The organism is Enterococcus sp. 12C11_DIV0727 (assembly GCF_002148425.2).
Taxonomy (GTDB): Bacteria; Bacillota; Bacilli; order Lactobacillales; family Enterococcaceae; genus Enterococcus_L; species Enterococcus_L lemimoniae.
Genome location: NZ_CP147248.1, coordinates 245,236 through 260,770, shown reverse-complemented (window position 1 = coordinate 260,770; position 15,535 = coordinate 245,236). Strand labels below are relative to the sequence as shown.

At 37.1% G+C, this 15,535-nt stretch carries 16 protein-coding genes and 1 tRNA gene; 2 read left to right on the top strand and 15 right to left on the bottom strand.

What is annotated here, in order from left to right:
- Positions 1-48: 48 nt before the first annotated feature.
- Positions 49-456, top strand: a complete 408-nt coding sequence (locus A5866_RS01295) for a DUF2871 domain-containing protein (RefSeq protein WP_086444597.1) — start codon at positions 49-51, stop codon at positions 454-456.
- Between the two features lie 73 nt (positions 457-529).
- Here A5866_RS01295 and A5866_RS01290 read toward each other — a convergent pair whose 3' ends face one another.
- From A5866_RS01290 to A5866_RS01230, 13 genes are all read right to left on the bottom strand, one after another.
- A complete protein-coding gene (locus tag A5866_RS01290) occupies positions 530-1,285 on the bottom strand; it encodes an SDR family oxidoreductase (RefSeq protein ID WP_086444598.1) in 756 nt (251 codons plus the stop codon).
- A 144-nt stretch (positions 1,286-1,429) separates the two neighbouring features.
- Positions 1,430-1,512: transfer RNA gene (locus A5866_RS01285), tRNA-Leu, on the bottom strand.
- Between the two features lie 97 nt (positions 1,513-1,609).
- Positions 1,610-2,335, bottom strand: coding sequence for an ElyC/SanA/YdcF family protein (locus A5866_RS01280; RefSeq protein WP_086444599.1), 726 nt, complete (start codon positions 2,333-2,335; stop codon positions 1,610-1,612).
- A gap of 126 nt (positions 2,336-2,461) precedes the next feature.
- Positions 2,462-2,956 carry a SprT family protein gene (locus A5866_RS01275; RefSeq protein ID WP_086444600.1) on the bottom strand — a complete coding sequence of 165 codons (495 nt, stop codon included), beginning with the start codon at positions 2,954-2,956 and terminating at the stop codon, positions 2,462-2,464.
- Between the two features lie 2 nt (positions 2,957-2,958).
- On the bottom strand, positions 2,959-5,151 hold the full coding sequence (locus A5866_RS01270; RefSeq protein WP_086444601.1) for a Tex family protein: 2,193 nt from the start codon (positions 5,149-5,151) through the stop codon (positions 2,959-2,961).
- 123 nt (positions 5,152-5,274) lie between these two features.
- A complete protein-coding gene (locus A5866_RS01265) occupies positions 5,275-6,009 on the bottom strand; it encodes a metallophosphoesterase (protein WP_086281494.1) in 735 nt (244 codons plus the stop codon).
- Positions 6,010-6,241: 232 nt separating this feature from the next.
- Entirely contained in the window at positions 6,242-6,652 is a 411-nt protein-coding gene (locus tag A5866_RS01260) for an EVE domain-containing protein (RefSeq protein WP_086281496.1), read from the bottom strand.
- A gap of 19 nt (positions 6,653-6,671) precedes the next feature.
- Entirely contained in the window at positions 6,672-7,091 is a 420-nt protein-coding gene (locus tag A5866_RS01255) for a pyridoxamine 5'-phosphate oxidase family protein (protein ID WP_086281498.1), read from the bottom strand.
- A 126-nt stretch (positions 7,092-7,217) separates the two neighbouring features.
- A complete protein-coding gene (locus A5866_RS01250; RefSeq protein ID WP_086281500.1) occupies positions 7,218-7,601 on the bottom strand; it encodes a DUF4430 domain-containing protein in 384 nt (127 codons plus the stop codon).
- A 21-nt stretch (positions 7,602-7,622) separates the two neighbouring features.
- Entirely contained in the window at positions 7,623-8,312 is a 690-nt protein-coding gene (locus tag A5866_RS01245; RefSeq protein ID WP_086281503.1) for an ECF transporter S component, read from the bottom strand.
- On the bottom strand, positions 8,309-9,991 hold the full coding sequence (locus A5866_RS01240) for an ABC transporter ATP-binding protein (protein ID WP_086444602.1): 1,683 nt from the start codon (positions 9,989-9,991) through the stop codon (positions 8,309-8,311). The genes A5866_RS01245 and A5866_RS01240 overlap by 4 nt, the downstream gene beginning before the upstream one ends.
- Entirely contained in the window at positions 9,964-10,851 is an 888-nt protein-coding gene (locus A5866_RS01235; protein WP_086444603.1) for an energy-coupling factor transporter transmembrane component T, read from the bottom strand. Before A5866_RS01235 ends, A5866_RS01240 begins: the two co-directional genes overlap by 28 nt.
- A 138-nt stretch (positions 10,852-10,989) precedes the next feature.
- A complete protein-coding gene (locus A5866_RS01230) occupies positions 10,990-11,163 on the bottom strand; it encodes a hypothetical protein (RefSeq protein ID WP_176271481.1) in 174 nt (57 codons plus the stop codon).
- 164 nt (positions 11,164-11,327) lie between these two features.
- Between A5866_RS01230 and A5866_RS01225 the strand changes: the two genes are divergently transcribed.
- Positions 11,328-12,260, top strand: coding sequence for a helix-turn-helix transcriptional regulator (locus tag A5866_RS01225; protein ID WP_086281510.1), 933 nt, complete (start codon positions 11,328-11,330; stop codon positions 12,258-12,260).
- Between the two features lie 52 nt (positions 12,261-12,312).
- On the opposite strand, the gene dnaJ is transcribed toward A5866_RS01225, so the two are convergent.
- Positions 12,313-13,479 (bottom strand): molecular chaperone DnaJ, encoded by a 1,167-nt coding sequence (gene dnaJ / locus A5866_RS01220; protein ID WP_086281512.1) that lies wholly within the window; start codon positions 13,477-13,479, stop codon positions 12,313-12,315.
- Positions 13,480-13,677: 198 nt separating this feature from the next.
- The gene (gene dnaK / locus A5866_RS01215) at positions 13,678-15,507 is read right to left on the bottom strand and encodes a molecular chaperone DnaK (protein ID WP_086281515.1); all 1,830 of its coding nucleotides are present in this window, start codon (positions 15,505-15,507) and stop codon (positions 13,678-13,680) included.
- Positions 15,508-15,535 lie beyond the last annotated feature (28 nt).

Below are 15,535 nucleotides of genomic sequence, written 5' to 3'. Positions count from 1 at the left end.
TGATTTGTTACAGTTAATTTGTTTGAAAAAATAAAATAGAGGTGAACCATGAAAAAATTAGTTAGAGTTAGTATGTCTTATATGATTTTTGGATTAATAGCTGGTATTTTTTATCGTGAATTTACAAAATGGAATGATTTTACTGGCACTACCCAGTTTAGTGTATTACACACACATGCACTGATTTTAGGAATGTTCTTTTTCTTGATTGTCTTGTTATTAGAAAAGAATTTTCAATTGACAAAAGAAATAAATTATAAAAAATTCTATATTATTTATAATATCGGCTTGGGTGTTACGTTATTAATGATGATGATTCGAGGGACTTTACAAGTATTAGGCTCTCCGGAATCTGCTGCTATTTCAGGGATTGCTGGTTTAGGGCATATCATCATTACTGTGGGCTTGGCCTATTTCTTCCAAGTTTTGTTTAAAGCCGTTAAAGAAGAGGTTTAGCAGCTTCAACTAAAGCATTCAATAAAAAAACTTGTTTCGTTTGTATTCCAAAACGAAACAAGTTTTTTTATTATCACGCTAAAATACCACCGTCAGCAATAAATTCTCTACCAGTAGAATAAGAAGAGTCATCAGAAACCAAGAATAAGACTAAGTTTGAAATTTCTTTTGGATCAGCCATTCTTTTCATAGGAATCGTTTGTTGGAATTGTTCAATTGCAGCTTTTTGTTCTCCCGTTGCTTGCGTTACCATTGGGGTAATGACATCACCTGGATGAACTGAGTTGACACGAATATGCTTATCTGCGAATTCTAAAGCAGCACATTTGGTTAATCCTCTAACCGCAAATTTTGAGCTAACGTAACCATATCCGCCGACACTACCTTCAAAGCCTTCAATTGAGGAAATGTTAATAATTGAAGCTGAGTGACTCTTTTCAATTAACGCTACAGAATTTTTGATTCCTAAGAAGACCGATAGTTGATTGATTTCAATCGTTCGCATAAATTCTTCTTGCGTTGTATTTTCTAGACTCTTAAAGACATTAATCCCAGCACTATTCACGAGAATATTTATTACACCTTGTTCTTTAGTGATTTGTTCAATAGCTTTTTGCCATTGGTCTTCTTTGGTAACATCTAAATGAACAAATTGGGCATTGTCTCCTAAACTAGCAGCGGTCTCTTTGCCCGATATATCATCAATATCCGCTATATAAACGATTGCACCTTCTTTAATAAATAAAGCTGCATGCTCTTTTCCCATGCCCATTGAAGCTCCAGTAACTAACGCAATTTTTCCTTTTAATCTTATTGATAATTCCTCCATTCTTAAAACATAATAAAATAAGAGTTATTTAAAACGCTTACGCTCATTATAGCGCTTTCTAACATTTTTTAAATGGGGAGTAGAATAATTGAAAGCTAAATTAAAAGACACCTCTTTGAAAGAAGTATTCTGCTAAAAAACTTATGCGGCCAAGAAGACTCGAACTTCCACGGGGTTGCCCCCACCAGCCCCTCAAGCTGGCGCGTCTGCCATTCCGCCATGACCGCAATCTATGTCATTATTACCTATTCAATGATAAAATACGCTCTTACTTTTGTCAATCATTCATCCACTTCAATCGTTTACTTTTCTACTATTTAATTCTTATCTTTTCATTTCATATGCGTATACTTGGCACAATTTATCATAGGCCTGACTTACTTCTTTTGGTATCTCAACAGCATCAATATAATTACGACCATTAGGCCCGTAACCATTTGCATCATTTCTAAGTCGAGGAATTTCACCCAAAACTAAAGAAAGAAAGTAGTCTGTACTCCATAAACCATTAAGTTGTTCTTTTTCAAAGATAATCGCATTTTCAGCCGCTTTTACGAAGGGAACGATCGATACATAGTTTGTAAAAACAGCATCTGTTGCTTGCCACTCTTTTTCAAAAGTAGCCTTGATCCTTCTTTGTAATAAAGGATCTGCCAATAATAAGACTTTTTCAGGATGCCAGTTTGTGGTCTTCACTGTATCTAATGCAAAACGTGCATTCTCACCTGAGTTGGTTGATGTTTTCTCCGTTAAAAATAATGTTTTATCTAAATCATATTTTTGTTTAAAGTAATCCAAATACATTTCTGTTTCACTTGCGCCAGTGATAGCCATCCCCATTTTTTTAAAGTTACTCTGTAAAAAAGGCGTAGCATGACCAACACCACCAACTAACATTAATCTGTCTGCTAGGCCGTTTTCATATAACCGAATCAGTTCATCCGCAAGATAAGGCAAACTGTTGCCAGCTAAGATTGCAAGATCATAACGACTAGCTGTTGCTTCTTTTGCAGATAAATATTCGATAACTGTATTCCAATGTTGAATCATGCTATTCCTCTTCTCCTCTTAATCAATAGTATAATAATGGGATTGGGACAGAAGCGCTTATTCGGGATTTGCAATTTTAACAAAAAAGAACTCACTTTTGTCCCAAACTCATTTACTTTATAGTCATCAAGAATGAAGCAACTCTACTAAATTTCCTCGACATTTCCCACAAACATAGCGTTCCGTATTGATTCTGCGTTTACGTAGAATCAATGTTTGACACTTTTCACACTGATACTGATGGTATGATTGTGGTTTTTGTTCTACTAAAGGACGAACATAGCGGCTGCCGCCGGTTCGTTTCAATAATGACTTAAATTCAGGATCTTTATGTTGATAGCCTTTGCCTTCTATATGCAGATGATAGTGACACAATTCATGCTTGATCACATTGATCAATTCTGATTCACCATAACGTTCAAAAACTTTTGGATTGAAGTCTATATTGTGCGAGCTTAAATGATAGCGACCACCAGTGGTTCTTAGACGACGGTTAAAAAAAGCATTATGCCGAAACTTTTTCCCAAAAAAAGACAATGAAATCTCTTCTACCATCGCTTGTAATTGCGCATCTGTCAACACTTGCTTTGCGGGTTTTCCTTCTTTAGAAAAACTACTCAAGACTATTCTTTCCTTTCAGCTTGTGGCAGCATCGTTAAACTGATACGCCCTTTCTTCATGTCCACATCTTCTACCCAAACTGTTACAACATCCCCTACAGCAACAATATCAGTAGGGTGTTTAACAAATTTCGAGCTAAGTTTTGAAATATGGACTAAACCGTCTTGTTTGACACCAATATCAACGAATGCTCCAAAATCGATGACGTTACGAACTGTTCCTTGTAATTCCATCCCTGATTTTAGATCTTCCATTGATAAAACATCTTTTCTTAAAAGTGGCGCAGGCATTTCATCACGCATATCCCGACCTGGTTGGACTAAAGCGGCAATAATATCTTTAAGCGTTTCACTACCAACTGCTAATTCGGTTTCCAATTGTGCTAGTGGTAAACCTTTCAAACGTTGCGCAGCTTCTGTCGTACCAAGTTCTGCTAATTTAACGTTGGCTTTTTCTAAAATTGCTTTAGCTACATCATAACTTTCAGGGTGAATTCCAGTATTATCTAAAATATTTTTCCCATTTGGAATCCGTAAGAACCCAATCGCTTGTTCATAGGCTTTTGGTCCTAAACGTGGCACTTTTTTGACTTGATTACGGGCTGTAAATGCGCCATTTTCATCACGATAGGCCATTAAATTTTGAGCCGTTGTTTTATTTAACCCAGAAATATGTTGTAAAAGTTGTGGGCTAGCTGTATTTACATTGACGCCGACTTGGTTAACAGCTGTTTCAACTACAAAATTCAATTGTTCCGCCAAACGTTTTTGAGAAACATCATGCTGATATTGTCCCACACCAACTGCTTTGGGATCGATTTTAACAAGTTCTGCTAATGGATCTTGCAAACGGCGGGCAATACTGATTGCACTTCTTTCTTCTACTTGTAAATCTGGAAATTCAGCTCGTGCCACATCACTGGCAGAATAAACAGAGGCACCAGCTTCATTGACGATTACATAAAAAACATCGCGTTTGATTTGTTTTAGCTGTTCAGCCACAAATAATTCTGATTCACGGCTCGCTGTTCCATTACCGATTGCAACCATTTCAACTTGGAATTCTTCGATCAATTTGTTAAACGCAGGACCAGCTGCGGCACGTTTTTCTCCAGAAGCAGGTTTATGTGGGTAAATTACTTGAATTGCTAAGACTTTTCCGGTTGCATCTACAATGGCCATTTTACAACCTGTTCGATAAGCAGGATCAAAGCCTAAAACAACTTTTCCTTTCAACGGTGGCTGCAATAATAAATTACGCAAATTTTCCCCAAAAACATTGATTGCTTGTTCATCTGCTTTTTCAGTTAGCTCATTGCGGATCTCCCTTTCAATCGCTGGACCAATAAACCGTTTATAACTGTCTAAATAAGCAGTTTCAACATAAGTTGCCGTTGGTGATTGTTTGTTGTTTCCAATCAATTGGCGCTCTAGATAACCAGCTATCTTTTCTTCTTCTACGAAAAGAGCTACTTTCAAGATATCTTCTTTTTCTCCACGGTTTGTCGCTAAGACTCTATGAGAAACCATTTTACTAACGGGTTCGGAAAAATCATAGTACATTTCATAAACGGATTTCTCGTCTTTTTCTTTATCTTTGACCGTGCTGACATATTGCCCGTGTTTAAACGTGAAGTCACGAATCCAAGTCCGAAATTTTGGCTCATCACTCACTCGCTCAGCAATGATTTCATGTGCCCCAAGTAAGGCTATTTCAGCTGACTCAACTTCTTTTTCACTATCAACATATTGTTCAGCTTCTGCTGTTACATCTGCTTGGACAGGAAAACTCAGTAGCCAATCCGCCAATGGTTCTAGTCCCTTTTCTTTGGCAATTGTCGCTTTAGTCCGACGTTTTTGTTTATAAGGGCGATAAAGATCTTCTACTTGCTGCATCTTTGTTGCTTTTTGAATCGATTTAGCCAACTCTTCTGTTAGTTTGCCTTGTTCTTCAATTAGACGCAAGACTTCTTCTTTACGCTTTTCTAAATTTCCTAAATAAGTATAACGTTCTTCGATTTCACGAATTTGAACTTCATCTAAACTGCCCGTCATCTCCTTACGATAGCGAGCAATAAAAGGAACAGTGTTGCCTTCACTTAATAAAGTCAGAACAGTTGTTAGCTGGTTTGGACGATATTCTGTCAATTCTTTTTGAAGTAAAGCAACTACTTCTTGGTTATAGGTTTCTGCCATATTTAAATACCTCTTTTCATTAACATACTGTTTCATTTTAGCATATTTTCTGCTTGAAATATAGAAAGAGGATAAAGCTTAGAAAAGACTTTATCCTCCTTCTATAAGGAACAGCACTTGTTGCTAAAAATCAGGTTGCCAAGGTCCTTTTAGATTTTGATATTCAATATCTTGCACGATCCCATTGGCATCAAAAATCACACCATGAACCGAACCGCCGAAAACAGCTCCACCATCAATACCAATTTTATGATCTGAACACCATAAATCAGTTGTTTCCATGTCACCATGCAACATTGGAGTGATCGTATGACCAAAGACAATCGTTTTTCCTGTATTATTTTTTCCAGTGTGAAAGGCTTCTCTGATCCAGATAAAGTCATGCGTGCTTGTTTCATGCCAATCTTTTTTTGTTAAGTCGACACCAGCATGGACAAAAATATAGTCATTCCACTCAAAATATAACGGACGCTCCATTAAAAAATCGATTAATTCCTTATAGCGACTGCGAATCATCATCGCAATCTCAGTAGGAGAATATTCTGCTGTCGCCCCTTTGTGTAGCAAACTTTCCATCGTTTCTTTCCCGCCATTACGAACATAGCTAGTAAACCAATCTTCTGGTTTAGTTAAAAACTGGAGAAAATACTCTTCATGATTCCCTCTAAGATAGATTGCGTTGTGCTGCTCCACTAATTTTTTCCCTAGTAAAAAGCTCTCTTTTGTCTTTGGTCCACGATCATTTAAGTCACCGATCAATACCAACTGGTGCATTGCTGGATCATAGTATTGGATCAATTCTTCAAACAATTCATACTCTCCATGAATATCACTGATTGCATAGATATAGTCTTTCATCTTTCCTACTCCTTTTCAACACTATTTTCTTTTATTATAACTCAGAAAATAAGATAGGATTGACACTATTAATCAAAAAAGAGGCGATAGTTGTATTAATTTAGTACTATTTTAAACATTAGACTAGTTTTTAGCCTGTTTATTGTGCAAGGGGGGTATTAACGCATGTTTAAAAGTGGGTATGAAAAAAACAGGACAGCAGCATTTTTTTCATGTCTGTCCTGTTTTTTATTTATACACCTGTTTTCATGCCAGAGATGATAAAATCAAATAGCTCTTCCGGAATTTGAAAATGACCAAATCTCAAGCGAGATCGGTACTCTTGCCATAATGGAAAATCAGCAACTGCTTGTAATGAAACTGGCTGGATATCTTTCAAGAAGTCAACATTTTTTCTATTAGGGATAAAACCTGGAGCCATTTCAAATGCATAGGTCTCACCTGGTAAAATCTGACCTAGTGCAATGAATTCTTGACAAGGTTCTTTCGTCTTTAAACTCTGCTTTGGCGCATAGTAAATCAACCAGTCACCTGCTTGCATTTTATTTAGTGGGGCTGATTTGCCATGACATAATTGGCAAAAACCACCTGCTACGCCAAGTGTCACATGATCTTTAGAAGCAACTCCGATCCAATAATTCATACAATCCTCCTTTTCAGCCTTACAGCTGGATGGTTTCTCTACTAGACATGCCTAAAATCACGATGGCTTCTGTAAAGTGAATTTCGTATAATTCTAACATTTGACCTGCATTCTTGATATTTTCTTCATAGCTAGGAATCTTTTGAATCCATTGCTCTGCTACATCATATACACTCCTCTCACTCTTTTGGACTTTAGCGTAATGGACCCGGACATGGTTCGTATTTTTCGTTGGGATTGTAGTAAAGGCTACGTTGGGATTCTTTTGAAACTCGGTAATTTTTTCATTGCCTTTAAACGTGGAGAAAAATAAGCATTTTTTGCTTTTATCATAAAAGAAGCTAACAATCCTCACATTTGGTACTTCCTCAACGCTTGTTGCTAAGGCGATTTCTGTTTGTTCTGCCATTATTTCTTTAAATGCCGCTACAGTTTCCATAAATATTCTGCTCCTTTATTTTTGATTGTCTGACTGACAAGTTCATTCTAACAAACAAACCCTGACAACTGATTGTCAGGGTTTAAATAGCTTCTTTTATTTTTTAGTGGATCTTCTTCCACCTGCTTATAGTTTATTCAATTTCCACGTTACGATATCGCCATCTTTAAGAAAATATTCCACTGCACCTACATCTGGTTGTTTGCCATTTACATCATATAACCAATATTTACTAGCTGACGCATCTTGCTGATGTCCATCTATACCACTGACAAAATCTTTATCCATGTCTACTTTATAGTTGACTTCCATCACTGTTTGTAAAGATTCATCTTTTTTGACCTTCAACTCTTTTTTATCAAATTCTTTGTCATCTTCTTTTAATATGATCGTGACACTTAACTTGTCAGCATCATCCTTCTTCGTTTCTTTCTGCTCCGCTTTTTGACCACAGGCACCCAGTAAAAAGATAGCACCCATCAATAGTATGGCTCTTACAAATTTTTTCATTTTATTTCCACCTTTGTTTTTCTATTTTATATCGTATTTAATTAAAATACGTTGAAGCTTGTTTTGAATTGATCGCAATAACAAACACGAGAAAAATGCATTTGAAACGCAATAAGAAACTGTATAAGGTAAAGCTGTCACTAGTAACGCCAAATATCTTTGCCATGAAAAATAGCGGTCAATCGAAAGGACTGTCCATACATCCATAAAAAATGAAAAGAAAAGCCCAGCTAAAATTCCGTAAATCACCAAAAAACAATAACTTTTGCCGATGAAGCTCTGAATCCAAGGCAAACCTGCAATCAAACCGATCAGTCCCCAAGAAAACATCTGGAAAGGTGTCCATGGTCCTTGCCCGAATAACATATTGGATGTCACGGCTGATAATGAACCAACAAGAAAACCTATTTCAGCTCCCATACAAATCCCAGAAATAATGATGATCGCAGTCATCGGTGTAATTGCCGGAATCATGTAGAATAGAAAGCGTCCCAAAACAGCAGTTGTTGTTAAAATCGCAATCAACACTACTTCTTTGATATTCAGCTGTCTTTTTTCATATCTGTAATAAATTGGGAGACAGGCTCCGATAACCAACAGCATTGAAATCACTTGATACTGCCCGACTTCAAATAGGATAAACGTTAATCCAACTAAGAATAGCAGCACTAGCATCACAATTATAGCTCGTTTGAACCCAATTTGCTTCATATGCTTCTTACACCCTTTTCCAGACATGCTTCGATGACTTGCTGGGTTGTCACTAAACGAGAAAATGTATCACGGGAAATTCTACTGGCAGCTGTTGTATAAAAAGTATGATTACTAAAAAATAAGGTTGGTTCTGCTGTTGTTAATAAGTTATTTTTGAAAAAAAGACCACAACGATCCGACAATTCTGCAGCAAAATCCAGATCATGAGTGACTACTAAAATTGTTTTTCCTTGCTTTGCCAATTTCTTCAATAACTCAATCAGTTGATTTTTGCCATAATTATCGATGCCTTTGGTAGGTTCATCTAGTAATAAGATTTTAGGATCCGTCAACAGTAACTTGCCTAGCGCAGCTCGCTGACACTGTCCACCACTTAAATCAAAAGGATGCTGAAGGACGCTTTCTTTGATCGCTAGCAATGAAGTGATCCTTTCAATACGTTTCGTTTGCTCTTGCCCTGCTATTCCCTTACTAAACAAATAACTTTGATAATCTTCTAAAACAGAGTCTTTGATAAACATCATTTGTGGCTCTTGCGGTAAATAACCAACCAGATGCTGATTTTTTTTGGCGGGTTGAGCGAACAACTGTAATTTCCCTCGATAGCAAGATTGAAGACCTGCGATCACTTTTAAAAGGGTAGTTTTTCCAGTTCCATTTCCACCAACTAAAGAGAAAATTTCCCCTTCTGCTATAGTTAGATCAACTCCTGCTAAAATATCCTTGCCGTTTTTCTCATAGCGAAACCAGCCATTTTTCAATTGAATACTATTTTTAACCGCATTTTGACAGCTTTTTGATGAAGGGACTTGTTTAATAACGTTAATAGAAAACTGATCTGGAAAATAGGTTGCTAAAAGTTTTTTGCCTTCGATGACTGTGATTGGACACGGCCCTTGAAAACCAGCCTCGTGGTAAATACGTACTGCACTTGGCAAGCTTAATAGAAAACGTTTGGACTCGAATTTTTGTGTTTTGATTTTGGTTGAAATTCGAGCAGGTGTATCAGTCAAAAGTAAACGTCCTTCCTCTAAGACAATCACTTGATCAGCAAATGGAAAAACACTTTCTAAACTGTGCTCAGCTAAAAGAATTGTGAGGCCCATTTCCCGATTTAAGCGGACTAAAATTTCGACAAAATTTTGTGCAGCAATTGGATCTAACTGAGTTATCGGTTCATCTAATAGTAAAATTTCTGGACGCATCACCAACACCGCTGCCAAATTTAGCAATTGTTTTTGCCCGCCGGATAAATCACTTATTTTGTACTCCATCAAGTCTTGGATGCCTAGGAAACTGACCATTTCGGCAATCCGACTTTTGATTTCAAATGGGGGAATTCCCAAGTTTTCTAATCCGAAAGCTAGCTCATGCCAAACACTATCCGTTACGATTTGATTTTCGGGATGTTGCATCACGTATCCGATTTTACTGGTAGAAAATAACTCAGGTAATGCGGATAATTTTTCATTATTAAAAAATAATTCGCCTGATTGAATCCCCGCAGGCGTTATTTGCGGTTTTAATAGTTTTAACAACGTTGATTTACCACTACCAGATGCACCACAGATCAGGATAAAAGCTCCTTTATCAAGCAATAATGACAGATCCTGTAAAACAGGTTTATGCCCGCCGGCGTATTGAAACGTTACATTTTTAATTTCAAGATAGCCCAAACGATCTCCTCCTTGATTCTCTTAAGCACAGGTATAAATGCGACTACTATAATCAGTAGATACTGTAAGCCTTGAATACGCCAGAATACAAAGAATGACTCACTATAAGGATAGAAGTTATAGTGATAGTCCCCTTTACTCAAAGCCAATAAAAACACACCGCTACAGCCAATCAAGAAAATTATTGCTATTGTATCTAGCTTACGCCATCGATAGGTGAGTCGACTGCTTCTTGTCGTTACACCATAGCCTCTTGCCTTCATTGAATCGGCTGTATCCATTCCATTTTCCAGAGCCCAAGAAAAAAGATTGCCGAACAAATCAAACCCATAAGCTACCTTCTCTTTAAAATTCCGCTGTTGTGTACGTTGTACTGTTTTTTGGACCTGATTCAGTTCCTGATAATATTGTTTAAACAAAGGTATAAAACGAAAAATCATAGTCAAAATCATGGTTACTTTTGGTAGCCGCTTGCCAAAAAGATAAAAAAATTGCTCTGAATCAACGGTTGCTTGGAAAGCCTGAAAGAGATAAATTACTGAAGCAATCATCAATCCCATAAAAAATCCATAGGTAAATGCTTCTTTGGTGATTGGTTTATTCAAAAAGAAAAAAAGAATCGTTCCGCCTCGATGTACAAACAAAGGATTTGTTACTGTAAGCAGAAACACGAGTACCAACGGATGAAACAAGCCTTTCTTTTTCTTATTTAATAATTGGAATAGACGTAAACTCAAGCTTGCCAGAAAGCAACTACTAATAATGATTGGATTAGTCGTGCTCATTATGATCAATAGCATCAATAGATAATAACTAGACGAAACCAATGGATGACTTGATTTAAAAAAATACTGATTCATCCCTAGTCTCCTTTCTCTGCTTTTATAAATAAAAATTAGTTACAGCAACAAAAAAAAGCCGTCACTTTTAGAAAGTGTGCTGTTTGGATTAACGATTATAACAAAACGTATTACGCCAGATTTAGCGAACAGCTCTCTTTACAAAAAAATGTAGCGACAAAAAGCGCGCTGTAAAAATCGAGGAACTTGATTGGAATCAATGTTCAACTCACTTCTCATACTATTCATTGCTTTTTCATCATTGACATAATCATGCTCAGCTTCACGCAACACCATTGTTGCAATTATATAAATATATATAACTAAAGTCAATATACCAACTCTCAACCGATCGCTACGAACCGATAATCTTTCTAATCTAGTGTACCCAAAATCAAATTCAATAATGTTTTAACTATTTTTACTACTTTCCACCAAATCTAATGCATTTTTAGTTATAATAAAATAAACAGATCTTGATCAAAAAGAGGTGCCAAATGAAAACAGAACGATTACTAGCAATCATCATGATATTGCTAGAAAGAAAACAAGTCAGTGCTTCGCAATTAGCTGAAAGGTTAGAAGTCTCCGTTCGAACAATTTATCGCGACATTAATTCCCTAAGTGAAGCTGGCATCCCAGTGACTTCTTTCCCTGGAGTAAACGGTGGAATCCAAATTATGGAAAATTATAAAATAGATAAACAATTTTTCACGTCGGCGGATATCACGTTTTTGCTGATTGCTTTAGAAAGTTTATCCAACAATATCTCACCTATTCAAATAAACCAAACCTTCGAAAAAATAAAAACCTTAGTTCCTAGCCAATTTCTTGAAGAAATTGAATTTAAAACCAACCAAATCGTCATTGATTTAACACCATGGACCAATAACCATACCTTACAACCTTTTTTAGAGGTAGTAAAAGCTGGAATGGATCAACAACGTGTACTTTCTTTTGATTATGAGGACAATCAAGGAAGAAAAACACAAAGAACAGTGGAACCTTATCGTCTCGTTCTAAAGGAAATCAGCTGGTATTTACAAGCATATTGCTTAGAAAAAGCTGATTTTAGAACGTTTAAAATCTCTAGAATGAGTGAATTAACATTATCAGCATCACATTTTGATCCTCGAGAATTTAAAGCTAAACCACTAGGAAAAGAGCCATTCTATGGTAAAGAATTCACAACAATCACATTGAAAGTAACCCACAAAATCAAGGAACAGTTGCGCGATAAATTTGGACAACTTACATTTTCCCATACGGATGATCCTGAAAAGGTGATCGTTGACTTTCCTTTTATGGAAGATGAGTTTGGCTATAATCTTCTTTTAGGTTTTGGCTATCAATGCGAGTGTATACAACCAAAACACGTGAGAACTGAGTTAAAACGACGTCTTACAGATATGTTAGCGATATATCAATAAAAAAGCACCTCGAACTGGATGAAACGCCGACCAGTTTGAGATGCTTTTTATATTATTTCTTTTTCTTACCGCCAAAAGCGTCCTTCATTTTATCAAAGAAGCCTTCTTCTTGCTGTTCACTTACGGTTTGACCGCCAGCTTTTGCAAAGGTACGCAACGCTTCTTTTTGTTCGTCATTCAAGTTTTTCGGTGTAATGATTTTGACTTTTACATGTTGATCGCCATTAGCACCACCACGCAAGCGTGGTGCACCTTTACCTCTTAAACGGAAGTTTGTTTCAGTTTGGGTTCCAGCTGGGATTTTTAATTTTACATCCCCATGAACTGTTGGTACTTTGACCTCATCTCCAAGAGCTGCTTGAACAAAGCTTAATGGTAAATCATAATAGATTTCTGAACCTTCACGGTCAAAAATATTACTGTCCTCAACACTAAAGACAACATACAAATCACCATACGGTCCACCGTTCATGCCGGCTTCTCCTTGATTTGCTAAACGCATTTGTTGTCCATCTTCCACACCAGCTGGTACATTTACTTTGACTTTATGCGCTTTTTTCTCATGACCAGTGCCATGACAAGTTGGGCATGGTTCTTTGATTTCTTTTCCTGTTCCACGACAAACATCACAGGTTTGACGACTCATCACACGGCCAAGTGGTGTTTGACGTTCCACATTGATTGAACCAGATCCGTGACATTTATGACACGTTTCAGGATGCGTACCAGGTTTCGCTCCATTACCACCACAAGTTTCACAATTATCTTCACGATTATATTTGATTTCTTTTTCAACACCAAAAATCGCTTCTTCAAACTTCAAGTTGACTGTATATTGTAAGTCAGCCCCTTGTCTTGGTGCTGTCGGATCGACACTACGAGAACCGCCACCAAAGAATGAATCAAAAATATCTTCAAACCCACCAAAACCGCTGCTAGAGAATCCTCCTCCGCCAAAGCCGCCGAAACCACCAGCGCCTCCACCATAATTTGGATCAGTGCCCGCATGACCATATTGATCATAAGCCGCCTTTTTCTGAGGATCGCTCAACACTTCATAGGCTTCCGAAACTTCTTTGAATTTGTCTTCTGCATCTGCTTCTTTGTTGATATCTGGGTGATATTGTTTGGAAAGCTTACGGTAAGCTTTTTTTATTTCATCATCTGAAGCACCTTTGGCAAGGCCAAGTACTTCATAATAATCTCTTTTCGTAGCCATTAGTTCCCCTCCAACTATTATTCCATTTATTCTAAAATAGGATCGACGCCAATTTATTTGTAAAAAACATCGTTGTAATCATACCACAAATCCAGCAAAAGCAAAATAGCTTCACTACATTTATAGGTAAGATTCTCTACAAATAAAGATAGGCAAAGACCAAAGCGATGACTTTGGTCTTTGCCAGCTTGTTAACGATTATTTATCGTCGCCTTCTACTTCTTCAAAGTCAGCATCTACAACATCATCTGCTCCACCTTGTGCAGCTTCAGGGTTTTCTTGCGCTTGTTGTTGCGCTGCTTGTTCATAAAGTTTTACTGTTAAGCTTTGAACGATTTCGTTTAATGAATCACGTTTTTCTTTCATTTGTTCGATGTCATTCGCTTCAACAGCTGATTTTAATTCATCACGAGCATCTTCTGCTTTTTTCACTTCATCAGCATCTACTTTGCCTTCTAATTCTTTCAATGTTTTATCAACAGTGAATAACAAAGCATCCACATCGTTACGTAAGTCAACTTCTTCTTTACGTGCTTTATCTGCTTCAGCATTAGATTCAGCATCTTTCACCATACGTTCGATTTCATCATCTGATAAACCTGATGAAGATTTGATTGTGATTGTTTGTTCTTTTTGAGTACCTAAATCTTTCGCACGCACATTTACGATACCATTTTTATCGATATCAAAACTTACTTCGATTTGTGGTACACCACGAGGAGCAGCTGGAATATCTGTTAATTGGAAACGACCTAATGTTTTGTTATCTGCTGACATTGGACGTTCACCTTGTAATACGTGAATATCTACGGCTGGTTGGTTATCAGCGGCAGTTGAGAATACTTGTGATTTACTTGTTGGGATCGTTGTATTACGATCGATCAATTTAGTAAATACGCCACCCATTGTTTCGATACCTAATGATAATGGTGTTACGTCTAATAACACGACATCTTTCACATCACCAGTGATAACGCCACCTTGAATTGCAGCACCCATTGCAACGACTTCATCTGGGTTAACTGATTTATTTGGTTCTTTGTTCGTTTCTTTACGTACAGCTTCTACAACAGCTGGAATACGTGTAGATCCACCAACCAAGATTACTTCATCGATTTCAGATGGGTTCAAACCAGCATCTTTCAAGGCTTGACGTACAGGTGTTTTCGTACGTTCTACTAAGTCACTTGTTAATTCGTCAAATTTCGCACGAGTTAAGTTCATTTCTAAGTGTAATGGACCAGCGTCTCCTGCCGTGATAAATGGTAAGCTGATTTGTGTTGAAGTAACACCTGATAAATCTTTTTTCGCTTTTTCAGCAGCATCTTTCAAACGTTGTACAGCCATTTTATCTTTAGATAAATCAACACCGTTTTCTTTTTTGAATTCTGCTACCATGTAGTCGATGATTTTGTTATCAAAGTCATCTCCACCTAGTTCATTGTCACCAGCAGTTGATAATACGTCGAATACGCCATCGCCTAATTCAAGGATCGATACGTCAAATGTACCACCACCAAGGTCAAATACTAATACTTTTTCATCTTTATCTGTTTTATCTAAACCATACGCTAAAGCTGCAGCTGTTGGTTCGTTAACGATACGTTCAACTTCTAAACCAGCGATTTTACCAGCGTCTTTTGTTGCTTGACGTTGTGCATCGTTGAAGTAAGCTGGAACTGTAATAACAGCTTTATCCACTTTTTCACCTAAATATTCTTCTGCGAAACCTTTTAGATATTGTAAGATCATTGCAGAAATTTCTTGTGGTGTATATGATTTTCCATCTACTTCTACTTTGAAGCCTGCTTCACCCATATGACGTTTAATTGAAGAAATCGTGTGTGGGTTTGTCACTGCTTGACGTTTTGCCACTTCACCGACTTGAATTTCGCCATTTTTAAATGACACTACTGAAGGAGTTGTACGGTTTCCTTCTGGATTTGCAATGATTTTTGCTTCTCCGCCTTCTAATACTGCAACTGCAGAGTTTGTTGTTCCTAAGTCAATACCAATAATTTTACTCATAATTAATGATCTCCTATCTTCAATTTAA

Coding starts and splice junctions, on each gene's coding strand:
- A5866_RS01280 (WP_086444599.1), bottom strand. CDS start 2,335: ATGATTCAACATTGGAATACAGTTATCGAATATTTATCTGCAAAAGAA.
- A5866_RS01250 (WP_086281500.1), bottom strand. CDS start 7,601: ATGAAAAAATTTGTAAGAGCCATACTATTGATGGGTGCTATCTTTTTA.
- dnaJ (WP_086281512.1), bottom strand. CDS start 13,479: ATGGCTACGAAAAGAGATTATTATGAAGTACTTGGCCTTGCCAAAGGT.
- A5866_RS01225 (WP_086281510.1), top strand. CDS start 11,328: ATGAAAACAGAACGATTACTAGCAATCATCATGATATTGCTAGAAAGA.
- A5866_RS01265 (WP_086281494.1), bottom strand. CDS start 6,009: ATGAAAGACTATATCTATGCAATCAGTGATATTCATGGAGAGTATGAA.
- A5866_RS01290 (WP_086444598.1), bottom strand. CDS start 1,285: ATGGAGGAATTATCAATAAGATTAAAAGGAAAAATTGCGTTAGTTACT.
- A5866_RS01295 (WP_086444597.1), top strand. CDS start 49: ATGAAAAAATTAGTTAGAGTTAGTATGTCTTATATGATTTTTGGATTA.
- A5866_RS01260 (WP_086281496.1), bottom strand. CDS start 6,652: ATGAATTATTGGATCGGAGTTGCTTCTAAAGATCATGTGACACTTGGC.
- A5866_RS01235 (WP_086444603.1), bottom strand. CDS start 10,851: ATGAATCAGTATTTTTTTAAATCAAGTCATCCATTGGTTTCGTCTAGT.
- A5866_RS01245 (WP_086281503.1), bottom strand. CDS start 8,312: ATGAAGCAAATTGGGTTCAAACGAGCTATAATTGTGATGCTAGTGCTG.
- A5866_RS01255 (WP_086281498.1), bottom strand. CDS start 7,091: ATGGAAACTGTAGCGGCATTTAAAGAAATAATGGCAGAACAAACAGAA.
- A5866_RS01270 (WP_086444601.1), bottom strand. CDS start 5,151: ATGGCAGAAACCTATAACCAAGAAGTAGTTGCTTTACTTCAAAAAGAA.
- dnaK (WP_086281515.1), bottom strand. CDS start 15,507: ATGAGTAAAATTATTGGTATTGACTTAGGAACAACAAACTCTGCAGTT.